Origin of the sequence: Histidinibacterium aquaticum (genome assembly GCF_008710275.1) — a bacterium.
GTDB lineage: Bacteria > Pseudomonadota > Alphaproteobacteria > Rhodobacterales > Rhodobacteraceae > Oceanicola > Oceanicola aquaticus.
In genome coordinates, this window is record NZ_VYQE01000006.1 from 16,148 (window position 1) to 39,704 (window position 23,557).

Annotated in this window: 26 protein-coding genes; 19 read left to right on the forward strand and 7 right to left on the reverse strand. The window is 68.0% G+C overall.

The genetic code is table 11. The features are described 5' to 3' along the window. The first annotated feature begins 1 nt into the window (after position 1). From F3S47_RS16695 to F3S47_RS16705, 3 genes are read left to right on the forward strand one after another with little or no spacing between them, the layout of a single operon-like run. On the forward strand, positions 2–1,183 hold the full coding sequence (locus tag F3S47_RS16695; RefSeq protein WP_223877862.1) for an ABC transporter permease: 1,182 nt from the start codon (positions 2–4) through the stop codon (positions 1,181–1,183). Next, positions 1,180–2,115, forward strand: a complete 936-nt coding sequence (locus F3S47_RS16700; protein ID WP_150446449.1) for an ABC transporter ATP-binding protein — start codon at positions 1,180–1,182, stop codon at positions 2,113–2,115. Before F3S47_RS16695 ends, F3S47_RS16700 begins: the two co-directional genes overlap by 4 nt. Beyond that, positions 2,112–2,858, forward strand: coding sequence for an ABC transporter permease (locus tag F3S47_RS16705; RefSeq protein WP_150446450.1), 747 nt, complete (start codon positions 2,112–2,114; stop codon positions 2,856–2,858). Before F3S47_RS16700 ends, F3S47_RS16705 begins: the two co-directional genes overlap by 4 nt. A 162-nt stretch (positions 2,859–3,020) precedes the next feature. Here F3S47_RS16705 and F3S47_RS16710 read toward each other — a convergent pair whose 3' ends face one another. From F3S47_RS16710 to F3S47_RS16720, 3 genes are read right to left on the reverse strand one after another with little or no spacing between them, the layout of a single operon-like run. Continuing rightward, positions 3,021–3,884, reverse strand: a complete 864-nt coding sequence (locus tag F3S47_RS16710; RefSeq protein ID WP_150446451.1) for an aldo/keto reductase — start codon at positions 3,882–3,884, stop codon at positions 3,021–3,023. A 23-nt stretch (positions 3,885–3,907) separates the two neighbouring features. Further along, positions 3,908–4,252, reverse strand: coding sequence for a cyclophilin-like fold protein (locus F3S47_RS16715; RefSeq protein WP_150446452.1), 345 nt, complete (start codon positions 4,250–4,252; stop codon positions 3,908–3,910). Positions 4,253–4,264: 12 nt separating this feature from the next. Continuing rightward, positions 4,265–4,549: a hypothetical protein gene (locus tag F3S47_RS16720; protein ID WP_150446453.1), complete on the reverse strand. Its 285-nt coding sequence runs from the start codon at positions 4,547–4,549 to the stop codon at positions 4,265–4,267. Between the two features lie 283 nt (positions 4,550–4,832). Between F3S47_RS16720 and F3S47_RS16725 the strand changes: the two genes are divergently transcribed. The 4 genes from F3S47_RS16725 (at position 4,833) to F3S47_RS16740 (ending at position 7,660) form a co-directional block, all read left to right on the forward strand. Beyond that, positions 4,833–5,729: a LysR family transcriptional regulator gene (locus F3S47_RS16725; RefSeq protein WP_150446454.1), complete on the forward strand. Its 897-nt coding sequence runs from the start codon at positions 4,833–4,835 to the stop codon at positions 5,727–5,729. Between the two features lie 115 nt (positions 5,730–5,844). Further along, positions 5,845–6,612, forward strand: a complete 768-nt coding sequence (locus F3S47_RS16730; RefSeq protein ID WP_150446455.1) for a carboxymuconolactone decarboxylase family protein — start codon at positions 5,845–5,847, stop codon at positions 6,610–6,612. Between the two features lie 5 nt (positions 6,613–6,617). Further along, the gene (locus F3S47_RS16735; RefSeq protein ID WP_150446456.1) at positions 6,618–7,268 is read left to right on the forward strand and encodes an NADPH-dependent F420 reductase; all 651 of its coding nucleotides are present in this window, start codon (positions 6,618–6,620) and stop codon (positions 7,266–7,268) included. Continuing rightward, complete coding sequence (locus tag F3S47_RS16740; RefSeq protein WP_150446457.1) at positions 7,265–7,660, forward strand: (R)-mandelonitrile lyase; 396 nt, start codon at positions 7,265–7,267, stop codon at positions 7,658–7,660. Before F3S47_RS16735 ends, F3S47_RS16740 begins: the two co-directional genes overlap by 4 nt. Positions 7,661–7,722: 62 nt before the next feature. Here the strand turns inward: F3S47_RS16740 and F3S47_RS16745 are convergent, their stop codons facing one another. After that, positions 7,723–8,406 carry a LacI family DNA-binding transcriptional regulator gene (locus F3S47_RS16745; protein WP_150446458.1) on the reverse strand — a complete coding sequence of 228 codons (684 nt, stop codon included), beginning with the start codon at positions 8,404–8,406 and terminating at the stop codon, positions 7,723–7,725. Here F3S47_RS16745 and F3S47_RS16750 point away from each other — a divergent pair. Beyond that, positions 8,393–8,728 carry a TOBE domain-containing protein gene (locus F3S47_RS16750; RefSeq protein WP_223877863.1) on the forward strand — a complete coding sequence of 112 codons (336 nt, stop codon included), beginning with the start codon at positions 8,393–8,395 and terminating at the stop codon, positions 8,726–8,728. The two genes, F3S47_RS16745 and F3S47_RS16750, sit on opposite strands and share 14 nt — an antisense overlap. Before the next feature lie 90 nt (positions 8,729–8,818). Here F3S47_RS16750 and F3S47_RS16755 read toward each other — a convergent pair whose 3' ends face one another. Next, positions 8,819–9,784, reverse strand: coding sequence for a LysR family transcriptional regulator (locus tag F3S47_RS16755; RefSeq protein ID WP_150446460.1), 966 nt, complete (start codon positions 9,782–9,784; stop codon positions 8,819–8,821). Positions 9,785–9,943: 159 nt separating this feature from the next. Here F3S47_RS16755 and F3S47_RS16760 point away from each other — a divergent pair, with 159 nt between their 5' ends. Genes F3S47_RS16760 through F3S47_RS16810 form a run of 11 tightly spaced genes read left to right on the forward strand, consistent with a single transcriptional unit; the run spans position 9,944 to position 20,576 of the window. Continuing rightward, a complete protein-coding gene (locus F3S47_RS16760) occupies positions 9,944–10,909 on the forward strand; it encodes a VOC family protein (protein WP_150446461.1) in 966 nt (321 codons plus the stop codon). Positions 10,910–10,913: 4 nt separating this feature from the next. Beyond that, positions 10,914–11,558 carry an alpha/beta hydrolase gene (locus F3S47_RS16765; protein ID WP_150446462.1) on the forward strand — a complete coding sequence of 215 codons (645 nt, stop codon included), beginning with the start codon at positions 10,914–10,916 and terminating at the stop codon, positions 11,556–11,558. Then, positions 11,555–12,622, forward strand: a complete 1,068-nt coding sequence (locus tag F3S47_RS16770; protein WP_150446463.1) for a maleylacetate reductase — start codon at positions 11,555–11,557, stop codon at positions 12,620–12,622. Before F3S47_RS16765 ends, F3S47_RS16770 begins: the two co-directional genes overlap by 4 nt. Positions 12,623–12,648: 26 nt before the next feature. Next, positions 12,649–13,929 (forward strand): ABC transporter substrate-binding protein, encoded by a 1,281-nt coding sequence (locus F3S47_RS16775; protein ID WP_150446464.1) that lies wholly within the window; start codon positions 12,649–12,651, stop codon positions 13,927–13,929. A gap of 54 nt (positions 13,930–13,983) precedes the next feature. Then, on the forward strand, positions 13,984–14,706 hold the full coding sequence (locus F3S47_RS16780) for an ABC transporter ATP-binding protein (protein ID WP_150446465.1): 723 nt from the start codon (positions 13,984–13,986) through the stop codon (positions 14,704–14,706). Further along, positions 14,706–15,413, forward strand: a complete 708-nt coding sequence (locus F3S47_RS16785; RefSeq protein ID WP_150446466.1) for an ABC transporter ATP-binding protein — start codon at positions 14,706–14,708, stop codon at positions 15,411–15,413. The genes F3S47_RS16780 and F3S47_RS16785 overlap by 1 nt, the downstream gene beginning before the upstream one ends. Beyond that, positions 15,410–16,273, forward strand: a complete 864-nt coding sequence (locus F3S47_RS16790; protein WP_150446467.1) for a branched-chain amino acid ABC transporter permease — start codon at positions 15,410–15,412, stop codon at positions 16,271–16,273. The genes F3S47_RS16785 and F3S47_RS16790 overlap by 4 nt, the downstream gene beginning before the upstream one ends. After that, on the forward strand, positions 16,273–17,355 hold the full coding sequence (locus F3S47_RS16795; RefSeq protein ID WP_150446468.1) for a branched-chain amino acid ABC transporter permease: 1,083 nt from the start codon (positions 16,273–16,275) through the stop codon (positions 17,353–17,355). The genes F3S47_RS16790 and F3S47_RS16795 overlap by 1 nt, the downstream gene beginning before the upstream one ends. After that, positions 17,352–17,894 carry a nuclear transport factor 2 family protein gene (locus F3S47_RS16800; protein WP_150446469.1) on the forward strand — a complete coding sequence of 181 codons (543 nt, stop codon included), beginning with the start codon at positions 17,352–17,354 and terminating at the stop codon, positions 17,892–17,894. The genes F3S47_RS16795 and F3S47_RS16800 overlap by 4 nt, the downstream gene beginning before the upstream one ends. 29 nt (positions 17,895–17,923) lie before the next feature. Next, a complete protein-coding gene (locus F3S47_RS16805; protein WP_150446470.1) occupies positions 17,924–19,684 on the forward strand; it encodes an FAD-dependent monooxygenase in 1,761 nt (586 codons plus the stop codon). Between the two features lie 10 nt (positions 19,685–19,694). Then, on the forward strand, positions 19,695–20,576 hold the full coding sequence (locus F3S47_RS16810; RefSeq protein WP_150446471.1) for an intradiol ring-cleavage dioxygenase: 882 nt from the start codon (positions 19,695–19,697) through the stop codon (positions 20,574–20,576). Positions 20,577–20,690: 114 nt separating this feature from the next. Here the strand turns inward: F3S47_RS16810 and F3S47_RS16815 are convergent, their stop codons facing one another. Continuing rightward, positions 20,691–22,082, reverse strand: coding sequence for an NADH-quinone oxidoreductase subunit N (locus tag F3S47_RS16815; RefSeq protein WP_150446472.1), 1,392 nt, complete (start codon positions 22,080–22,082; stop codon positions 20,691–20,693). 1 nt (position 22,083) lies between these two features. After that, positions 22,084–23,556, reverse strand: a complete 1,473-nt coding sequence (locus F3S47_RS16820) for a complex I subunit 4 family protein (RefSeq protein ID WP_150446473.1) — start codon at positions 23,554–23,556, stop codon at positions 22,084–22,086. Position 23,557 lies beyond the last annotated feature (1 nt).

The following is a 23,557-nucleotide window of genomic DNA, read 5'->3' on the forward strand; positions in this document are numbered from 1 at the left end:
TGTGCAGACGATAGCGACCGGGGATGCGCGGCACCGCGTATCCCCACCCGGCCTGCTCTTCGCCGCACTCGGACTGGCCGCTCTGTTCGGCCCGTTCATGACGCTCGCCGCCAATCGAATCGTAGCGGGCGAAGGCGTTTCCATCTGGGCGGTCGCCCCCCCTTCCCTCACCCTGCCCGGAGTCGTGGCAGTCTTGCTCGGACTGGTGCTGGGCCTTCCCGCAGTCTGGCCGCGTCTCCGGCTCCTGGGGGCGGTTCTCGGCCTCGGAGGGCTGCTGTGGCTGCTGGCCCAAGGGGCGCCGGCGATGCTCGAAGACGGGGGAGACTACGCCCGGGTTTCGCCCGCCATCGGCTTCTGGTGTCTGCTGACGATCCTCATGCTCTTGATGGCGGATGCGCTGGCGCAGCTGGCGCCTGGCCCCCTCATGCGCGGCGCGCTGCTGGCGGCGGTGCTGGGCGCTTTGGCGTTGATCCTCTGGTCTGGGGCGCTTTCGCCACTGTCAGTCATGCAGGAATACTCCAGCCGGAGGTCCGCATTCATCGACGCGACCGCGCGTCATTTGCAGCTCGCCTTCGGCTCCCTCGCGACAGCAGCGGTCATTGGCTTTCCAATCGGGATCCTGTGCCACCGCGACCAGAGGCTGCGCGGCACCACCCTGCCCGCTCTGAGCTTTCTTCAGACGATCCCGTCTCTGGCCATGTTCGGCATCATGATCCCGATCCTTGGCTGGATCGGCGACACCGTTCCCGGTGCACAGGCAATCGGCATCGCCGGCATCGGGTTCGCACCCGCGTTCCTGGCGCTCGTCCTCTATTCGTTGCTGCCCGTCGTCGCCAATACCGTGACCGGCCTTGCCGCCGCTCCGCCCACGGCGATCGAAGCCGCGCGCGGAATGGGCATGACGCCCGGCCAGCGCCTCCTACGGGTGGAGCTCCCGCTGGGCATGCCGGTCATCCTGACCGGCCTGCGCATCGTGCTGGTGCAGAACATCGGCCTGGCCGTTATCGCCGGGCTGATCGGCGGCGGTGGCTACGGCACCTTCGTCTTCCAAGGCCTGAACCAAACCGCGACCGACCTGATCCTTCTGGGCGCCCTGCCGACCGTCGCCCTGGCGCTCGTCTCCGCCATCGTAATGGACATCCTGGTGGAACTGACCCGCCCGAAAGCCACGAGGACCGCATGATCGAGATCGACCGGATCACCAAGGTCTACAACGGAGCACCGGCGGTGGATGCCGTCAGCATGACCGCCGAGAGCGGGACGATAACCGTCATCGTGGGCACCTCCGGATCGGGCAAGACGACCCTGCTGCGCATGATCAATCGGCTCGAGGAGCCGACCTCGGGAGAAGTGCGGATCAACGGGGAGTCGACACTCTCGACGAAGCCGCATCTCCTCCGCCGGAGGATCGGCTATGTGATCCAGGGTCACGGGCTCTTCCCGCATCACACGGTGGCGCGCAACATTGGTGCAGTGCCGAGGTTGCTGAACTGGCCGAAGGACAAGATCCGCGCCCGCGTCGACGAGCTGCTGACTCTGTTTTCGATGGAGCCCGAACAGTTCCGCGACCGCTTCCCGGCCGAGCTTTCGGGCGGTCAACAGCAGCGCGTCGGCGTGGCGCGCGCGCTGGCGTCCCGGCCGGACCTCCTCTTGATGGACGAACCCTTCGGCGCGTTGGACCCGATTATCCGAGCGCGGGCCCAAGACGATCTGCGCCAGATCCAGCGGGCGCTCGGCTCGACCATCATGTTGGTGACGCACGACATGGAAGAGGCGATCCGGCTGGGCGACCGGGTTGCGGTGATGGACGAAGGCAGCCTCGTGCAGCACGGCAGTCCGGCCGAGATCGTCGCGCGCCCGGCGTCGCCCTTCGTCGCCGACATGGTCGGCGGCATGGAACGGCCGTTGCGACTGTTGTCGCTGGTGCCCCTGTCGGAGGTGGTGGAGGACGGGGACGCGCCGGGCGACGCCCTGCCGGAGGACTGCAGCCTGCGTGACGCCCTCTCCGCCTGCCTGTGGACCGGACGAACGGCGGTCCCCGTGGAACGCGAGGGAGCCCTCATCGGACGTGTGACGTTGGAAGCTATCCGCGCACGGGCGGAGTTGAGCGCGTGAGGCCCGGCATCGTCCTGCGCCCGGCCGTGATCCTGCTGCTCCTGGCGCTCGTCCTGCAGCCGGAGTGGTTCGAGCCGGTCTTCGCACCACTCGCGCCCGAAGGGGCGCCGGTAATCTATGCCAGGAGTTCGCTCCTGTCCTTGTCGCTGAGTCATCTGGGCCTCGTCGCGGCGGCAACGGCGGCGGCGACGCTTGTATCGGTCACCCTGGCGATCCTGGTGACGCGCGAGGCCGGGGCGGCCTTCCGCCCGCTGTCGCGCACGGTCACGAACATGGGGCAGACCTTTCCGCCGGTCGCCGTCCTCGCCCTCACCGTGCCCGCCCTGGGCTTCGGCGCCGGACCGACCCTGGTGGCGCTGTTCCTCTACGGCCTGCTGCCGATCTTCGAGAACTCCATCGCGGGACTCTCGACGCTTCCGCCGGCGACGATAGAGGCGGCGCGGGGGCTGGGGCTCAACCGCCGCCAGCGTCTGATCCAGGTGGAACTGCCCCTCGCGCTACCCGTGATCCTGACGGGCATACGGCTGTCGGTCGTCATCTCGCTGGGGACCGCGACCATCGGCTCCACCGTGGCGGCTCGGACGCTGGGTGAGGTGATCATCGCCGGGCTTCTGACAAGCAACACCGCCTACGTGCTCCAGGGCGGGCTGATCGTCGGCCTCTTCGCGGTGGCCGTCTATGATGCACTCACCCAGCTGGAAGCCCGCCTCGCCCGCCGCTCCCGCGCGACGAGCACGCCTTGATGAACCCGCAGACCGCCGTCACCTCCGCACGTTCGGCAATTCTCTTAGGACGCGCGCGGCGAGCCGACGTCGCTTGGTTGAGGTAAAAGTCGAAAGAGGCGGACAGCGTGGCTGTCCACCCTTCGTTCATGAGGCAAAGGCCAGCGGCCGCCTGCCCTCGTCTCACATCTTGCCGCCGTAGACCGGGAAGACGCTCGCGTCGCCGTAGTGCTCGATCGGCTTGGCGTTCTTGAGCAGCTCCATGTCGTCGTCGGAAATCTCGAAGTCCACGTCCGCGTTGTTGCGCATGTGCTCGGGGTTCGCCGTCTTCGGCAGCGGCAGAAGACCGAGCTGAAGGGTGTAGCGGATGCAGAGCTGCGGGACGCTGACGCCGCATTTCTTCGCCATTTCGCCGATCTCCGCATTGTCGAGGATCTGGCCGTGACCGACGGGCGAATAGGCTTCGACAAGCAGGCCGCGCGACTTGGTGTCCTCGATCAGCTCGAAGGGCGTGTTGCTGACGTGTGCGAGGATCTGGTTCAGCATCGGCTTGACCGAGGCGTTTTCGAGCAGGTTGTCCAGATCGCGCGTCTGGAAGTTCGATACCCCGATCGCACGCAGCTTGCCGGCCTCGTAGGCCTCTTCCAGAGCCTTCCACGCCGCAAGGTTGCCTTCGAAGTGGCGCTCGTCCTCGCCGAAGTCGCCCCAGGGCTGCGGGCTGTGGATGATCATCATGTCGATGGTATCGAGGCCCATGGTCTCCAGCGAGCCATCGATGGAGGCCTTCGCCTCTTCGTAGCTCTTGATGCCGGCATCGAGCTTCGTGGTCACGAAAAGCTGGTCCCGGGCCACGCCGGCGTTGCGGACGCCCTCGCCCACGCCGCGCTCGTTGCCGTAGGCCTGCGCGGTGTCGATGTGACGATAGCCGATTTCCACGGCGACCTTCACCGCGTCGGCGACCTCGTCATCGTCGATGAACCAGGTGCCGAGCCCGAGCTTCGGGATCTCGACTCCGTTCGGAAGGGTGTAGTTTTCTTCGAGGATCATGGTCGTTCATTTCGTGTCTTGGTTCAATCGACCCGTTCGAGCCGAACCGGTCCATCGGTCAGCCCGTCGGGAGGTGTGTCGAAGCGACCCAGCCGGACGAGCCCCTGGGACTCCTGGAAGGGGCGAAAGAAGATCGCGAGGTTTCCCCACGGCGCGTAGAGCGTGATGTCGCCAGCCTCCGGCTTGTAGCTTTCGGGCGCAGCGGACGTGTCGAGGGCGCGCGGCAAATCGGCGATCTGCTCGATTCCGTGGAAATCCCTGAGCGTCAGATCGAGCGGCAGAAGGGCGGCGAAGTCGGACGCGACCGCGGTGCCGTCCAGCGTGCCGGTCAGGACGGTCTCGCCGGAGATGAGTCGAATACGCGTCATCGCCGTTCCCTCTCAATCCGTGACCGCTTCACCGCGGCGCGCGTAGGTCACGCTCCAACTCTCGTCTGCGCTGGTCGGCTCCAAAGTCAGCCGGTCGTCCGCGACCTCGTAGGTCCGTTCGAGCTCCTGCCCGATCAGGTCCCGCGCGATGGCGGACTCCACGGTGAAGGTGACGCCCTCCGGCGTAACGAGCTGCCAGACACCGACGCTCGGGTCCGCGGAGGCCTCTTGCGCCAGACCGGAGACCGGCAACCCGGTGAGCCCGGCGAGGAAAGCGAGGATCGGGGCATGACTCATTGCAGAAGTTCCTTGCTCTGGGGGCGGAAGGTTCGGCCCGCTGACAGGACAGGAGATCGGCCCCGAAGCGCGGGAAGTGAATGCGCGCGCCGTGCACAGCACTCATGGTTTCAGCTCATCAATCCGGTCACCGACGCGCAATACGGCGAGTAATGCGTCTCGGGGCGCCGGCTGCCCGCTCGAAGGAGAGCGGCGCCCGGGCCATGCTGCATAATCCATGGACATGATGAGCCCTGCCCATGTATCCGGCGACGAGCGTCATTCCCCGGACGGGTCGGTCTGCATGCTGCGCGAGAATATCAACGATCTCATCGCCCTGGCCGCCGTGGCCGAGGAGAGGAGCTTTACCCGGGCCGCCGCGCGGCTCAACGTCTCGCAATCGGCACTGAGCCATACGATCAAGGCGCTGGAGACGCGGCTCGGTCTGCGGCTCCTCACGCGGACCACGCGCTCCGTCGCGCCGACGCTCGAGGGCGAGGACCTGCTGGCGACGCTCAATCCCTGCTTCGACAAGATCGAGGCGCGGCTGAGGGCGCTGAACGACGCGCAGGACCGCCCCTCGGGGACGGTCCGGATTGCCGCCGCCGAGTATCCGATCGAGACGCTGCTCTGGCCCAAGATCTCGCCGGTGCTGAAAGAGCATCCGGCGGTCAACGTCGAGTTCGTCATGGACTACGGCTTTACCGATCTTGCAGCCTCCCAGTGCGACGCCGGGGTACGCTACGGCGAACAGGTGAGCGATGGCATGATCTCGATGCGCATCGGCCCCGACGAGCGGATGATCTGCGTCGGCGCGCCTGGCTATTTCGATGCCGCCGGCGTTCCGAAGACCCCGCACGATCTCGGCGAGCACCAGTGCATCAACCTGCGCCTGACCAATCACGGCGCGCTATATTCCTGGGAGTTCGAGGACCCGGATGGGACCGAGATCCGGGTCAAGGTGCAGGGCCAGGTCTGCTTCAACACGATCAACCCGATCCTGCGCGCCGCGATCGACGGACACGGGCTGGCACTGGTGCCCGACCGGCTCGCCGAACCGGCCATCGCCGCCGGGGAACTGCGCACCTGCCTCGATGACTATTGCCCCGCCTTCCCGGGCTTCCACCTCTACTACCCCAGCCGGCAGCGGCCCTCCTCCGCTTTCGGGGTCGTCCTGGAGGCGCCTCGGGAACGGACGTGACCATCCATGAAGCACCCTCATGAGTGGGGTGATCGGGCCGGGCATTAAGGTCGGACGTCCGCGCATCATCTCTTGATGCGACTGAACCATGCGCCCGACCCGAAAGGAGCCTTCGATGAAAGCCCGCCTTGTGACCGTCTCTGCACTCACCGCCCTCATGGCCACTGGCGCCATTTCGCAGGATCTCTCCACCACGCTCCCCGACGCGGTCGGCCAGGTCGCTCCCGCGTTGCAAACCTACGCGTCCGAAGACCTCTTCGGCGAGGTCTGGCAGGGCGAGAACCTCTCGGTCCGGGACCGCGCGCTCGTCACCTTCGCCGCCATGATGACGCGGCATGAGACCGGCGAGCTCTCCGAGCACGTGGCTCTGGCGCTCGATGCCGGAGTCACCCCGGCGGAGATTTCCGAGACGATCACGCACCTCGCCTTCTACTCCGGCTGGGGCAATGCCACCGCGGCGGGCGTGGCCGCGGCGCCCGTCTTCGAAGAGCGCGGCGTGAGCGCGGACGATCTTCCCGCCGCCGACCCCGAGCTTCTGCCGCTCAACGAAGAGGCCGAGGCCCGGCGGCAGGAGACGGTGCAGGGCATGTATGGCAACGTGAGCCAAGGGGTCGTCGACAACACCGAGGAGCTGCTCTTCCGCGATCTCTGGCTGCGGCCCGCGCTGGAGCCGCGCGACCGGAGCCTCGTCACGGTCGCCGCCCTGATCGCCGCCGGACAGCCCGAGCAGATGACCTTTCACCTGAACCGCGCGATGGACAACGGCCTGACCCAGGACGAGGCCGGCGCGATGCTGTCGCATCTGGCGTTCTATACCGGCTGGCCGCGGGTCTTCTCGGCGCTGCCGGTTGCGGCCGACGTCTTCGAGAGCCGCGCGGAGTAAGCGCCATGAGGATCGGCATCCTCGGATCGGGGCTCATGGGTGGCGCGCTCGGCCGGGCCTGGGCGGAGTCGGGGCACGACGTCACCTTCGCCTATTCGCGGGACCGCTCGAAGCTCGAGGGCCTCGCGGAGGAGACGGGAGGGTCGGCGGCAAGCGTCGCGGAGGCGGTGGCCCGGGCCGACGCCCTGCTGCTCTCCGTCCACTGGTCGCGCATAGACGACGTCCTCGAACAGGCAGGAAATCTTGCAGGCAAGATTGTCCTCAACTGCTGCGTGCCGCTTGACGAGAGAAACAGCGACCTCGTCCTCGGCACCGCCACCTCCGGAGCGGAAGAGCTCGCGCGGCGACGTCCCGAGGCGCGCTGGGTCTCCTGCTTCAACACGGTCCCCTCAGAGGCCTTCGCGCCGGTGCGCGCGCTGAATGGCGACGCTCCACGGCCCCAGGTTCTGACCTACGGCGACGACGCTGAGGCAAAGGACATCGCCCGCGCCCTCGTCCGCGATGCAGGATTCGAGCCGCTGGAGGCGGGGCCTTTGCGGACGGGCCGCTTTGTCGAGCCTTTCGCCATGGTCACCGCCGAGCTCGCCTATGCCCAACCCGGTGGCCCGGCATTGACCTACCGTTTCGAGAAACTGAACCAGGAGGAGACCTTATGAAAATCACCCGCGCAGGCACTGCCCCGTCCAATCCGGGACCGGAAGAGACCTTCACCGGGACCGTCCGCATCGACCCGCTCTTCGCGGCCGAAGCGCCGGGCCGGACGATGGCGGCCCATGTCACGTTCGAACCGGGCGCCCGCACGGCCTGGCACACCCACCCCGCGGGACAGGCCCTGATCGTGACCTTCGGCCGCGGCCGCGTTCAGCGCGAGGGCGGTCCGGTCGAGGAGATCCATCCCGGCGACGTGGTCTGGTTCGAGCCCGGCGAGAAGCACTGGCACGGCGCGTCCCCCGAAACCGCGATGAGCCACTACGCGATACAGGAAAGCGTCGACGGCGGGCCGGTCACATGGATGGAGAAGGTATCGGACGACGACTACGCAGGCTGACGCGTTGGGCGGGACGCCACTCATGACCGCAGACGGCGTGCCGCTCTCGCGAAAGCGCGCGCCTAACCGCTCGCCCGGAGCACGAGCTCGGGCTGAATGAGCAGGTGCTCGCCCGTCGTCTCGCCCCGAATGCGCCTCTGCAACGTCGCGGCGGCCCGGCGCCCGATCTCGACGCCGTGCTGGTCCACGGAGGAGAGCTTGATCGGAGGCAAGGCTCCGACGTGGGTATTGTCGTAGCCGACCACCGCGACCTCTTCCGGGACCTCGTAGCCTTCGTCCCGCGCCAGCGTCAGGAGCGGGATGGCGTGGATGTCGCTCCAACAGAAAACGGCTCCGGGTTTCGGCAGATCGCGAAGGAGTTCGGACAGTTCGGCAAGATTGCTGCCGGTCTCGCTGTCGGAGCGGACCACCTGAACCCGGCCCTCGAGCCCGGCCTCCTGCATTTCGGCGCGATATCCCGCCTCCCGCCGGTCGTAGACCTCGTAGCCTCCGGGACGCCCTGGTGCGGTGAGCATCCATATGTCCTCGTAGCCGCGGTCGATCAGGTGCCGCACGGAGAGCCGGGCGCCCTGTTCGTCGTCGGAGTTCACGGTATCGAAGGCATCCGCCGTCGGCTCGTGATGCCCGATGACGACCGAAGGGATCTGACGGGCGTATCCGGCCAGGACATCGGCGGCGAGACGCGGCGCCACCAGGATGACGCCGTCCATACGCGGCGGACGGATCGAGCAGGTGGGCACCCCCATGGAGCTCTACGAGCGCCCCGCCACCCCCTTCGTCGCGGGCTTCATCGGCAGCCCCCGGATGAACCTCTTCGAGGGCGATCTCGCCCGGGAGATGGGCTGCGAGGTCTACGGCATCCGCCCCGAGCACCTCGAGGTCTCCGAGACCGACGGCCGATGGACCGGCCGCGTCCGCCACGTCGAACGCCTCGGCGCCGACACCATCCTGCACCTCGAGGTCGAGGCCCTCGGCCCCCTCCTCGCCCGCGTCGACGGAAGCCGGACCTTCAACCCCGGACAAACCGTCCACGCCACCCCAAACACCGACAAGGAGTTCAAGTACTGAAGAAGGGGACCCGGCGGCCGCGAGGCGGCGCTCGGTTTGTCCGGCAGATCCGTGATGCGCGGCCGCGCGCCGGGCGCCGCGCCGAGGAGCCTACTGGGGACCGAGTTTCGGGCCCCAGACGAGCGAGGTCTGGTGCCGCTCGATCAACGTTCGCAGGGCGTCGAACTGCCGGAAAATGTGATTGGCGAGCTTGTCGGCGCTCGGTGGTCGGCTCTCGGCGGCTGAGCGCAGGATACCCAGCGACCGGGGCGGTTGCGGGATTTCGACGGGCAGGACGGTGATCCGCCTGTCCTTGCGATGGGCGAAGACGACCGAATGCGGAAGGATCGTCAGGGCGTCCGTCTCTTCGAGGTAGTTGAAGACCGACAGCAGCGAGCCGCCCGAGTAGCGGATGCCGATCTCGGGCAGGCCGATGGTCAGGAGCAGCGCGTGCAGGTCCGCCAGCAGGGGTGAGCCCGGCAGCGGGGCGATCCAGGGGTAGTCGACCAGATCGTTCGTCCCGAGCTTCGTCCGGCGCAGGAGCGGATGGGAGCTCCGGCAGGCGACGACGTTCCGGGCGGCGAGGATCGGGGTGAACTGGAACCCGCGCGCGGCCTCGACAAGGCCCAGCGGACAGATCGCAAGATCGAGCTGGTTCGAGGCGATGCCCTTTTCGAGATCCTCGAGGTTGCCGTAGCTCTGCTCGACCCGGATCTCGGGCTCGATCGTCTGGAACTCGCCGATCATGCGGCTGATGAAGGCGTCCATGAAGAAGGGCACGCCGGCAATGCGCACCGTGCCCCGCGACCCGGCCCGGAAACCAGCGACCGTCTCGGAGGCCTTCCTCGCGGCCTCGAGGATGACCTGCCCGTGCTGGGCGAGTTGCGACCCGATGAGGGTCGGCTCCAGCGGCCGACGGCCCGGCTTGAAGAGCGGCTCTCCCACGCGCTTCTCAAGCGCCGACATGGTGCGCGAGATCGCGGGCTGCGACAGGCCGAGCCGGACGGCGGCATTTGTGACGCTGCCGGTCTCGACGACCGCCGCGAGCTGAGCCAGGTGCTTTTCCTCGAACTTCATAACGTATCGTTATATTGCAGGCTGAAGAAATGATAGTCTGTTCGTCTGGCCGGCGTATCTTCGGGTCATCGGGAGGAGGCGAGCCGATGGCGCACCGCGGGATGCGGCGCCGTCGGGCGATGGCCGACGACCCGCTGGCGACATGGGAGGACGGCCGAAATGGACCAGGTCAAGGGATACCATCACCTGACGATGAGCACCGACGGGGCTCAGGAAGACTACGATTTCTTCACGAAGACGCTGGGGCTCTACTCGGTGAAGCGGACCGTCCTCTTCGACGGCGTCATCCCGGTCTACCACCTCTACTACGGGTCGAAGGGCGGGGATGAATCCACGATCCTCACGACTTTCCCGTTCCGCAAGCCCGGGGTCTACGGCCGGCGCGGGACGAACCAGTCGAAGATCGTCCAGCAGGCCATCCCGGTCGGCGCCTCGGAGTTCTGGGTGAACCGGCTCGGCGAACACGGGTTCGAGGCGACGACATCCAACCGGTTCGGGATCGACCGCGTCGATTTCCGCCATCCCAGCGGCATCGAGATGCAGCTCGTCGAGAACCCGGGCGATCCGCGCACCCCGATCGTCAAGGAAGAGGCGGGCATCGGCGCGGACCACGGGATCAAGGGGATCTACGGCGGGGTGGTCGCGGTCATGGACCGGACGGCGATGGACGACTTCCTCACCATCGCGCTGCCCCTCAAGAAGATGGCCGACGACGACGACGGCATGGCCTACGAGGTGCCCAACGCCAACGGTCCGAGCAGCGTGGTGGAGGTTCTCGAGATCCGGGACGAGCCCCAGGGCACCTGGACGCTCTCGGGTGGCACCATCCACCACTTCGCGCTGAACACCGGCGACGAGGAGAACCAGATGAACCTGCGCGCCCATATCGAGGGGCTCGGGTTCACCGACATCTCCGAGCAGAAGGACCGGATGTACTTCAAGTCCTGCTACGTGCGGTCCCCCGGCGGCGCCATGTTCGAGCTCGCCTGGACGGTGCCGGAGGGCTGGGCGCGCGACGAACCGGCCGACGCGATCGGGCAGACTCTGGTCTTCCCGCCCTGGTTCGAGGACCGGAAGGACGAGTTGATCGAAGGGCTGGAGCCCGCCAGCTTCCAGGACGCCTGAGGTCATGGCCGGTATGGCGACAGCCGGAGCGGAGCCTGGCGCGGCGCGTGCGGTCGCGGTGCTACTGCATGGTCGCGGCCAGTCGCCGGACTTCATGCGCGAGGCGGTCGTCGGCCGCCTCGCGGTGGACGGGGTCCACTACCTCATGCCGGCCGCTGCAGGCTCGTCCTGGTACGAGGCCAAGGCGGTCGACCCCCTGAACGAGGAGACCGAGACCCAGTTGCGCGCGGCCCTGGCGCAGCTCGAGGACGCTCTCGAGGCGGCCCGGACGACCTGCCCGGGCCTTCCCCTCATCCTCGTCGGGTTCTCGCAGGGGGCCTGCCTGATCATCGAGCACCTGATGCGCGGCGGCACGGCCGATGCCGCCGCGGCGCTCACCGGCTGCCGTGTCGGCGCGGCAAGCGATGATCTGCCCCGGGCCGACCTGCGGGACATGCCGGTCTATCTCACCAATGGCGACGAGGATCCCTGGATCCCCGTTTGGGCCTACCAGAAGTCGGTCGGAGATTTCGTCGCCGCGGGCGCACGGGTGCGCTGCGATATCCTGCCCGGTCGCCCGCACGAGATCTCCGCGGTGGAGATCGCCGTGCTCGACCGTCTGATCGCGGACCTGGCAGGGGGCACCCCGCCGCTGGGAGGTGCGACGTGACCCAGTTCCAGCCCGGTTTTCTCTTTCCCGGCATCGAGACGCGCGTGCTCTTCGGCCAGGGGACCCTTGCCAAGGTGGGCGAGGAGATCGGCCGCCTCGGCCACGGGCGCGCGCTGGTCCTGACCACCCCGCCCCAGGCCGGTGACGGCGAGGCGCTCGCGAAGGACCTGGGCGACATCGCCGCCGGCACTTTCACCGAGGCCGCGATGCACACGCCGGTCGAGGTCACCGAGCGCGCGCTGGCGGCCTACGAGACCGCCGGCGCGGACTGCGTCGTCTCTCTGGGCGGCGGATCGACGATCGGACTGGGAAAGGCCATCGCCACCCGCACCGGCTGCGACCATGTCGCGGTGTCCACGAGCTATGCCGGATCGGAGATGACCGACATCCTGGGCGAGACGCAGGGCGGAGAGAAGACGACCCGCCGCGATCCCTCGATCCGGCCGGAGGTCGTCATCTACGACGTGGACCTGACGCTGGGCCTGCCGCTGGAGATGTCGGTGAAATCGGCGCTCAACGCCGCGGCCCACGCGGTGGAGGCGCTCTACGCCCCCGACGCCAACCCGGTCACGAGCCTCATGTCGCTCGAGGCGCTGGAGGTGATCCGCGACACGCTGCCCGCGCTGGCCGAAAATCCGCGCGACGTGGAAGCCCGAGCGCGGATGCTCTACGGCGCCTGGCTCTGTTCGACCGCGCTCGGCTACGTCGCGATGTCGCTGCACCACAAGCTCGCCCATGTGATCGGCGGGTCCTTCGACATGCCTCACGCGGATACCCACGCGATCCTGCTGCCGCATACAGCCGGCTTCAACGCGGGCGGAACGGACAAGCTGGCACCGGTGGCCGATCTCTTCGGCGGCTCGGTCGGCGGCGGGCTCTGGGATCTCGCGAAACGGAGCGGCGCGCCGCTGCGGCTCGCCGATCTGGGGCTGACCGAAGCCGACCTCGACCGCGCGGCCGAGATCGCCCTGAAGAACAAGTACGAGAACCCCCGCCCCTTCGACGAGAGGGACATTCGGGAGCTTTTGCAGGCGGCCTGGGAGGGGACGCGACCTGCGAATTGAGACGCATCACTCGGGAGGAGAGAGATATGCTGACCAGAAGACGCCTGCTGAAATCCGCCGCCGCCACCGGTTTCGTGACCGGCGCAAGCGGTCTCGCCATGCCGGCCCTCGCACAGGGCGCGCCGATCCGGATCGGCTACGTGAGCCCGCAGACCGGCCCGCTCGCGGGCTTCGCCGAGGCCGACGCCTTTACCATCGAGGCCTTCAACCGCATCGCGGCTGACCAGGGCTGGAACATCGAGGTCATCGTCAAGGACAGCCAGTCCAACCCGAACCGCGCGGCCGACGTGGCGCAGGAGGCGATCATCGACGACGGCATCCACCTGATGCTGGTGGCCTCGACACCCGAGACGACGAACCCCGTGACCACGGTGGCCGAGAGCGAGGGCATTCCGACGATCTCGACCATGGCGCCCTGGCAGCCCTGGTTCATCGGTCAGCAGGGCAATCCCGGCGATCCGGGCAGCTGGCGACCCTTCGACTATTCCTACCACTACTTCTGGGGGCTGGAGGACGTCATCGCCGTCTTCACCAACATGTGGGACCAGCTGGACACCAACAAGGTCGTCGCGGGGCTCTTCCCGAACGACGCGGACGGCAATGCCTGGGGCGATCCGAATACCGGCGTCGCGCCGGGCTTCGCCGAGGACGGTTACGAGACCGTCGACCCCGGTCGCTACCAGAACCTGACCGACGATTTCACCGCGCAGATCAACGCCTTCAAGCAGGCGAATGCCGATATCGTAACCGGCGTAGTGATCCCGCCGGACTTCACCACCTTCCGTAACCAGGCGAGCCAGCAGGGCTTCAACCCCAAGGCCATCACGGTCGCCAAGGCGATCCTCTTCCCGCAGTCGGTCGAGACACTGGGCGAGGCCGGGCACAACCTCTCGTCCGAGGTCTGGTGGTCGGCCAACCATCCGTTCACCTCGTCGCTGACGGGGCAGAGCTCGTCCGAGCTCGCCGCCGCCTTCACCGAGGCGACGGGCCGCCCCTGGACCCAGCCTATCGGCTTCATCCACTCGCTCTTCGAGGTCGCCGCCGACGTGATCCAGCGGACCGAGGATCCGACCGATCCGGACGGGCTCGCTGAAGCCATCGCCGCGACGAACCTCGACACCATCGTCGGCCACGTGGAGTGGAACGGCGAGGGCGTGCCCGACTTCGCGGCGCAGAACGTCTGCAAGACGCCGCTCGTCGGCGGCCAGTGGCGGCGCCAGGACGACGGCAGCTTCGAGCTCGTCGTGGTGGACAACCAGACCGCGCCGCAGATCCCCACCCAGGGCGAGATGCAGCCGCTGAGCTGATCCCCTGCCCGCCCGGCGCGAAAACCGGGCGGGCCACAATCCAGAGACAGACACATGCCCGCGATCCTGTCGCTCAAGGACGTATCGAAGAGCTTCGGCGCGCTGACCGTCACGGACAGCGTGACCTTCGACGTGCCCGAGGGCCAGGCGCTCGGGATCATCGGGCCGAACGGCGCGGGCAAGTCGACGCTCTTCAACCTGATCACCGGCAACCTCTCCGCGGACAAGGGCCGGATCGAGTACGACGGGCGCGACGTGACCAAGGTGCCGCCCATGCAGCGGTGCCTGTCCGGGATCGGGCGGTCCTTCCAGATCCCCCAGCCCTTCGACCGGCTGACGGTCTTCGAGACCCTGCTCGTCTCCGCCACCCACGGCCGGGGCGCGCCCGAGCGCGAGGTCGAGGACGACTGCGCCGCCATCCTGGAGCGAACCGAACTGATCGGGGTCGCCAATCGCCCCTCGGGCACCCTCACCCTGCTCCAGCGCAAGCGGCTGGAACTGGCGCGTGCCATGGCGACGCGGCCGAAGCTCTTGCTGCTCGACGAGATCGCGGGCGGGCTGACCGAGGGCGAATGCATCGCCCTCGTCGAGACGATCCGCGCGATCCACGCCGAGGGCGTCACGATCATCTGGATCGAGCACGTCCTTCACGCCCTGACCAGCGTGGTGGAACGGCTGCTTGTTCTCGACTTCGGCAAGATCATCGGCATCGGCGACCCGGACGAGATCATGGCCTCGCGCGAGGTGCGCGAAATCTACCTGGGGATCGAGATCTGATGGCGCTGCTGGAAACCCGAGACCTGACGGCCTTCTACGGCGACTTTCAGGCGCTCTTCGGCGTCGATCTCACGCTGCAGGAAGGCGAGACCGTCGCCGTCATCGGCGCCAACGGCGCGGGCAAGACTACCCTCATGCGCTCCGTCTCCGGCCTCATCCGGCAGACACCCGGGATGGTCCGGCTGGACGGGCGCGAGATCGGCGCCCTGCCCGCCGACGAGATCATGGCCCAGGGGGTCGCGATGGTCCCCGAGGGCCGCAAGCTCTTTCCCTCCCTCTCGGTCGAGGAGAACCTGCTCATGGGCCGCCATCGCCGGAAGGTGAACGGGCCCTGGTCGCTGGACAGCGTCTACAGGCTCTTCCCGATCCTGAAGGAGCGGCGCAATCAGCCCGGGACGGCGCTGTCGGGCGGTCAGCAGCAGATGGTCTCCATCGGGCGGGCGCTGATGTCGAACCCGCGCGTGCTGCTCTGCGACGAGATCAGCCTCGGCCTCGCCCCCGTCGTGATCCGCGACATCTACGCCGCCTTCCCGCGGATCCGCGAGACGGGCGCGAGCGTGATCGTGGTCGAGCAGGACATCGGGCAGGCGATGAAGGTCGCGGACCGGGTCTACTGCATGATGGAAGGCCGCGTGACGCTCTCGGGCCGGCCCGACGAGCTGAGCCGCGAGGCCATCCACGACGCCTATTTCGGAGCCGCCGCATGATCTGGATCGACACCATCGTCCAGGGAATCCTCCTCGGCGGCCTCTACGCGCTCTTCGCCCTGGGGCTCTCCCTCGTCTTCGGGATCATGCGGCTGGTGAACCTCGCCCACGGCGACCTCATCGTCCTGGCCGCCTACCTGATCCTGGTGCTCGTGACGCTGCTGGGGCTGGGTCCGTTCATGGCCGCTCTCCTGGCCGCGCCGATCATGTTCGGCATCGGCTGGGCCCTTCAGAGACTGGTGCTGAACCGGGTGCTGGGGCCCGACATCCTACCACCGCTCCTCGTGACGTTCGGGCTGTCCGTCCTGCTGCAGAATGCGCTGCAGGAGGCGTTTTCCGCCGACAGCCGCAGGATACCCGCAGGCTGGCTCGAGACCTCCTCGGTCTCGCTCGGGCCGGTTTCGCTCGGGCTCATGCCGCTGCTGACCTTCGCCTCGGCGATCCTCGTCACGCTGGCGCTGCAATGGCTCTTCTACCGCACCGCGCTCGGACGGGCGTTCCGGGCGACCTCGGACGATCCGACCACCGCGAGCCTCATGGGCGTGAAGCCCGAGGCGATCTTCGCCAAGGCGACGGGCATCGCCATGGTCGTCGTCACCATCGCCGCGCTCTACCTCGGAACGCGCGCGAACTTCGATCCGACCATCGGGCCGGCCCGCCTGATCTATGCCTTCGAGGCCGTCATCATAGGCGGGCTCGGGTCCCTCTGGGGGACGCTGGCGGGCGGGGTGATCATCGGCGTGGCGCAGACCGTGGGCGCGCAGATCAATCCCGAATGGCAGATACTCGCGGGTCACGTCGCTTTTCTCGTCGTGCTTCTGGTCCGCCCGCGCGGGCTCTTCCCGAGGGCGTTCGACTGATGGCCCGTAGTTCCTACAAGGTCACCACGCGGACAGGCGCCTCGCAGATCGCGGCGCTCGTCGCCGCCGTGCTCCTGGTCGCGGCTATCGCGCTGCCGACCTTCGCGTCGCGCTCGCTCATCCAGGACATGTTCTTCATCCTGACCATGCTGACGCTCGCGCAGTTCTGGAACCTGCTGGCAGGCTACGGCGGGCTGGTGAGCGTGGGGCAACAGGCCTTCGTGGGCTTCGGCGCCTACATGCTCTTCGGCGGCGCGATCCTGTGGGGTGTCGATCCCGTGGCCGGTCTCCTGCTGGCGGGCGTGGCGGCGCTGGTCCTCGCGGTCCCCACCGCGTTTTTCGCTTTTCGACTGCACGGCGCCTACTTCGCCATCGGCACCTGGGTCGTGGCCGAGGTGGTGCGGCTCTCGGTCGCCCAGTGGAAGGCCGTGGGCGGCGGTACCGGCACCTCCCTGCCCCGCGACGCGCGGGACCTCATGTGGGGCGTGCAATGGATCGAGAGCGCATTCGAGGTGAGATCCTCCGAGGCGCGCGACATCCTCACATACTGGCTCGCCCTCGCGCTAACTGTGGCGACCATCGGCGGCGTCTACTGGTTCCTGCGGACCAAGCGGGGCCTCGCCCTCGCCGCGCTGCGCGACAACGTGGAAGCGGCGCGGTCCGTGGGCGTCGACTCCGAGCGGATGAAGTGGATCGTCTTTCTCGTCGCCGCCTTCGGGACCGGCATCGCGGGCGCCCTGATCTTCCTCCAGAACGGCCGGATCAGCCCCGACAGCGCCTTCTCCGTCATCGACTGGACGGCTTTCGTCATCTTCATCGTCGTGATCGGCGGCATCGGGACCATCGAGGGTCCGATCGTCGGCGTCCTCGTCTTCTTCGCCCTGCAGACGCTGCTGGCGGACTACGGGTCATGGTACCTGATGATCCTCGGCGCGCTCGGCATCGCGGTCATGCTCTTCTCGCCCGGCGGGCTCTGGGGGATAATCTCCGACCGCACCGGACTCAGGCTCTTCCCGATCCAGCGGCGGCTGGAGCGGCGCGACGGACTTCAGCAGAAGGAAGTGGAGGAGGAAAGACCATGACTGAGACGACGACAGGACCGGGCCGCCGGAGCGTGATCGCGGGCGGCGTGGCATTGGCCGGGGGCGCGGCACTCGCAACCGCGGCGCAGGCGCAGGACGCCGAACAGGCCCGCAAGGACATCGCCGAGAGCTACCTCAAGGCGCTCGACGCGGGCGGGACCTCGCCCACCACGGGCCTCGGGCTCTTCGAGCACTTCACCGAGGACGCCGAAGTCTACTTCCCGAAGTGGGGCGTGGCACGCGGCATGGACCAGATCGTGCAGATGTTCACCGACGTGGGCGGCACCCTCAACTCGATCACCCACCACTACGACGGCTTCACCTGGTACATGACGGGCACCGACCGCTTCGCCGTGGAGGGCACGAGCGAAGGCTCGCACCGCGACGGGCCCTGGATGGCGGGTGAGCCCGACTATGGCGCGGGACGGTTCTGCGACTGCTTCGAGGTGCGCGACGGCAAGATCGCGCGCCTCTTCATCTACCTCGATCCCGACTACGCCGGACAGGACACGTCCCGCTACGGTTGGATCGAAAGCTAGGGGGCCCGCGCGGCTGAGGGAGGACCAGAATGGCAGAGATCGAAACCGACGTCCTGATCGTGGGCACGGGCCCCGCGGGCAGCGCAACGGCGGCCCTGCTGTCGAGCTACGGGATCGGGAACGTCGCGATCAACCGCTACCGCTGGCTGGCCAACACGCCGCGCGCGCATATCACCAACCAGCGCACAATGGAGGTGCTGCGGGACCTTGGCCGCGATGTCGAGGAAGAGGCCTACCTGCATGCGACCGAGGGCGACCTCATGGGCAACAACGTCTTCTGCGAGAGCCTCGCGGGAGAAGAGCTGGGACGGATGCTCTCCTGGGGCAACCGTCCCGAAAGCCGGGCGGAACACCTGCGCTCCTCGCCGTGCCACATGAACGACCTGCCCCAGACCTTCATGGAGCCGATCCTCTTCAAGACCGCCTGCTCGCGCGGGACGCAGGCGCGGATGTCGACGGAATACATCGCCCATGTCGAGGACGCCGAGGGCGTCACCACCACCTGCCGCGACCGGCTGACGGGACGCGAGTTCGAGATCCGGTCAAAATACCTGGTGGGCGCCGACGGCGGCAATTCCGCGGTCGCCGAGACCTGCGGCCTGCCCTTCGAGGGGCAGATGGGCGTCGGCGGCTCGATGAACATCCTGTTCCGGGCCGACCTCTCGCGCTTCGTCCGGCATCGGCCGAGCGTGCTCTACTGGGTCATGCAGCCCGGCGCGAACGTCGGCGGCATCGGCATGGGTCTCGTCCGGATGGTGCGGCCCTGGAACGAATGGCTGATCGTCTGGGGCTACGACATCAACGAGCCGCCGCCCGAGGTCGACGAGGCGATGGCGACGGAGGTCGCGCGCCAACTCGTCGGCGACCCGGAGCTCGAGATCGAACTGCTCTCGGCCAACACCTGGACCGTCAACAACATGTACGCGACGCACATGCAGACGGATCGTGTCTTCATCATGGGCGATGCCGCGCACCGGCATCCGCCCTCGAACGGGCTGGGCTCGAACACCTCGATCCAGGACGGCTACAACCTCGCATGGAAACTCGCCCACGTGCTGAAGGGCGCTGCGGGTCCGAAACTGCTGGAAAGCTACTCCGCCGAGCGCGCGCCCATCGCCAAGCAGATCGTGACCCGCGCGAACCAGTCGATCGGCGAGTTCGGCCCGATCTTCGACGCGCTCGGGCTGACGGACAGCACCGACCCCGAGGTGATGCAGGAGAACATGGAGAAGCGCGGCGACCGGGGCGAGGCCGCCGAGGCCCAGCGCGAGGCGCTGCGCAAGGCCATCGAGTTCAAGCGCTTCGAGTTCGACTGCCACGGCGTCGAGATGAACCAGCGCTACGACAGCGAGGCGGTCGTCCGGGACGGTCAGACGGACCCCGGCTTCGAGCTGGACGCGGAGCTGCATTACCAGCCCACGACCTGGCCGGGGGCCCGCATCCCGCATTGCTGGCTCTTCCGGAACGACGGCGAGAAGCTCTCGACCCTGGACCTCTGCGGCAAGGGCCGATGGACGATCTTCACCGGCATCGGCGGCGAGGGCTGGGTCGAGGCCGCGAAGGAGGTCGGCCCCGAGATGGGCGTGGAGATCGAGGTCCACGTCATCGGACCCCGCCGCGAGATCGAGGACCACCTCGGCGACTGGGCCCGCCTGCGCGAGGTCTCCGATACCGGCGCCGTCATGACCCGTCCCGACCAGCACGTCTGCTACCGCGCCGCTAGGGCGCCCGGGGATCCCGCCGCCGAACTGCGCCGCGTCCTCGGCGCCATCCTGCAACCCACCCGATGAGGAGCGCGCCATGAGCCACGCCGCCGAACAAGGTTATTTCACAGAGGAGAACTCGGCCGAGGTCGTCGTTTCCCGAAATGCCCAGGCACAGGATGCCCGGCTTAGGCAGGTCATGGAGGTGCTCGTCCGCCACCTGCACGCCGCGGTGAAGGAGATCGAGCCGACGCAGGAGGAATGGCTCAAGGCCATCCTGTTCCTCACGGAGACGGGCCACACCTGCACCGACTGGCGGCAGGAGTACATCCTCCTGTCGGACGTGCTCGGAGTTTCGATGCTCGTCGACGCGATCAACAATCGCAAACCCACGGGCGCGTCGGAGTCGACGGTCCTCGGGCCATTTCACGTCGAGGGCGCTCCGGAGCGGGCGCTCGGGGACGACATCTGCCTCGACCAGAAGGGTGAAGCGATGCTCGTCCGGGGCCGCATCCTCGACATTCGCGGCAACCCGATCCCCGGGGCGAAGATCGATGTCTGGCAGGCCAACGACGAAGGCTTCTACGACGTGCAGCAGAAGGGGCTCCAGCCCGACTTCAACCTGCGCGGCGTCTTCAGGTCGAACGAGGCCGGAGAGTACTGGTTCAAGGGCGTCCGGCCCAAGTTCTACCCGATTCCCGACGACGGGCCGGTCGGACGGCTGCTGGGGGCCCTCGGGCGTCATCCCTACCGACCCGCGCACCTTCACTACATCATCGAGGCCGAGGGCTTCGAAACGCTCGTGACGCACATCTTCGACCCGGACGATCCCTACATTCATTCCGACGCCGTCTTCGGCGTGAAGGAGAGCCTCATGGCCACCTTCGATCGCGTCGAAGACCCTGCCCGCATCGAGGAATTCGGTTTCGATGGCCCGTTCTACGACGTGGAGTACGACTTCGTCCTGAACCCGCGCTGAGCCGCCGTGACAAACGGATGCTCCCCGTATCCGCGTCACTCGGAATGGCTTGGCAGAGTTCCGGCGCCGACGGGATCCTGCCCTCTCCTCCTCATGACGGCGCGGTACGCCGGATCACGGAAGCAGCCCCGCCGGGAGCGCCGCCCAGCCAGCCGCCCAGAGGACCGTCGTGAGCAGCAGGACGATCAGGGCGGCCCAGAGGCTCCCGAGCACGGTGCCGCCCAGTCTCGCGGCAGGATCGGTGTCGGCGGCGAAGACGGCCGGACCGATGACGCGCAGGTAGTAGAACAGGGACAGGACCGTGTTGGCGACCGCGACGACCGCCAGCCAGGCCAGACCGGCCTCCAGCGTCGCGAGAAAGAGCGCGAACTTGCCGAGGAAACCCGCAATCGGCGGGATGCCGACGAAGGACATGAAGGCCAGGGCGAGCGCGATCGCCGCGAGGGGCTGGCTGCGGATCAGACCCCTGTAGCCCTCGATGTCGGTCAGGCCACGCAATTGCGCGACGGCCGCGAAGGCGAGGATGTTGGCGATGCCGTAGACCGTCATGAAGGCGAGAAGCGCGGGCAGCGCCTCGGGCACCGCTCCGGCAACCGCGACGGCCATCAGGGCGTAGCCGGTCTGACTGACCGAGGACCAGCCGATCAGCCGGCGGACGTCCTCCTGCCAGAGCGCCGAGAGATTGCCGAGCGTCATCGTCGCCGCCGATACGAGGGCCACGAGGATCGGTAGCGCCGCGATCCCGGGGGCCAACGCGACGAGCCGGTAGAGCGCGACGGCGCCCGCGAGCTTGGGGATCACGGTCAGGAAGGCGGCTGCAGGGACCGGCGCGCCTTCGGCCACGTCGGGCACCCAGGTATGTACGGGAACGGCTCCGAGCTTGAAGAAGAGCCCCATGAGGATGAGCGCGAGCCCCGTCACCGTGAGGGGATCCCCGGGGATCGCGCCCGCGAGGGTGGCGTAGTCTGTGCTCCCCGCCATGCCCATGACGAGGACGACGCCGATGACCAGCAGGGCATTGGCGAGCGCCCCGACCAGGAAGTACTTCATCCCGGCTTCGAGCGAGATCTCCCAGTCGCGGTGGTAGGCGGCCAGGACGTAGCCTGTGACCGAGGACAGCAGGATACCCATGACCAGCTGCATCAGGTCGGCCGCCCCCGCCATGGCCATCGCGCCCAGCGCCGAGAACAGAAGCATCGCGTAGAACTCGCCGTGCCGGCGGTCGGTCGAGAACCAGCGCGGCGACATCCCCACGCAGAGGATCGTCAGCCCCGGGATGGCGAGCCGCGCCCAGGTGGTCGCGCCGTCCAGCGCGAAGGTGCCCGAGAAGGTGAGGCGCGCCGCCCCGGCCTGGCTCCAGGCGATGCCCATCGCGACCGCGAGGCCCGCGGCCGCGAGCGCCGCGCACCACCCGTGGCGGCGCTGCGGCAGCGCCATCGCCAGCAGGAGCGCGGCGACGGCCGTCAGCAGCACCGCGAGTTCGGGCGCAAGGTCGCCGACCGGCATGTCAGCCTCCCGCGCCGATCGCCGGGATCACGGCTGCGGCGTCGATCAAAGCCAGGAGCCAGGCGGGCCAGATACCGATCAGCACCACGAGCGCCAGAAGCAGCGCCAGGATGGCCGCCTCCGCCGTCGTGAGATCGGTGAAGCCCCGTCGCTCGTAGGGTAGATCACCGAAGAACGCCTGCCGGAGCATCCGCAGGAACAGCGCCGCCGTGATCAGGATGCCGAGAAGTCCGATCGCCGCGAGCCAGGGGTAGACCCCGAACGCCCCGAGGAAGATGTGCAGCTCGGCCACGAAGCCCGCGAGCCCCGGCAGACCCAGCGAGGCGAAGGCGGCCAGGGTCGCGGCGCCCGTCAGGCGCGGCGCGGTCCCGGCGAGCCCGCCGAAATTCGGCAGGTGATAGTCTTCGGCCCGCGCCCATATCGCCCCGGCGATCAGGAACAGCGCCCCGGTGATCAGGCCGTGGGCGACCATCTCGACCACGGCGCCCGTAAGCGCCAGCTGGCGGGCAGTCTCAGACCCCAGTGCGGAGCCCGCGACCGCGATGCCCAGCACGGTGTAGCCCATGTGGTTGACCGAGGTGTAGGCGATCCGGCGCTTCAGGTTCTCCTGCGCGAAGGCGACGATGCTGCCCCAGAGGATCGAGATCACGCCGAGGATCGCGAGCGGCAGCGCCCAGCGGGCAAAGGTCTCGGGCATCATCTGGAGTGGTATGCGGATCAGCCCGTAGGTCCCCATCTTCAGCAGCACGCCCGCAAGGATCGCCGAGGCCGGGCCCGGCGCATCCACGTGCGCGGGCGGCAGCCAGGTGTGGAACGGAAAGACCGGAGTCTTGATCCCGAAGCCGATGACGAAGGCCAGGAAGACCAGCCCCGGCAACGCGCCGGCGGCGGCCAGCGGCGGGCTGTCGATGATCGCGCGCATGTCGAAGGTCAGCTCCGGCATGTTCAGGGCCAGGACGATGATCCCGATCAGGATCAGCAGGGAGCCCGCGAGCGTATAGACGAAGAACTTCAGTGCGGCATGCTGCGCCTCGCCGTGGCCCCACCGACCGATCAGGAAGTACATGCCTACCAGGCTCAGGTCGAAGAAGACGTAGAACACGATGAGGTCGAGCGTCACGAAGAGGCCGATGGAGACGCCCGTGAGAAACGCCATCCAGGCGTAGTAGGCCCGCGCGCCCTCCAGCTGCATCGGCCATGCGGCGGAGGCGGCGAAGAGAAGCGCGCTCATCAGCGCAAGCGCGAGAGACATCCCGTCGACGCCGACGCGCCAGGCGATCCCGAGCGTCGGAATCCAGGGCACTTCGGTCACGGCGCGAAACCCCTCGCCCCCACCGGCCCAGACCGAAACGAGCGCCAGCAGCGACAGCACCGCGGACCCAGTGGCGGTCCAGCGCGCGGCGGCGGCCCCCAGGGGCGCGAGCGCGAGCAGCAGCGCCGCGGCGAGCGGGACGAGTACGGCGAGTGTCAGCATG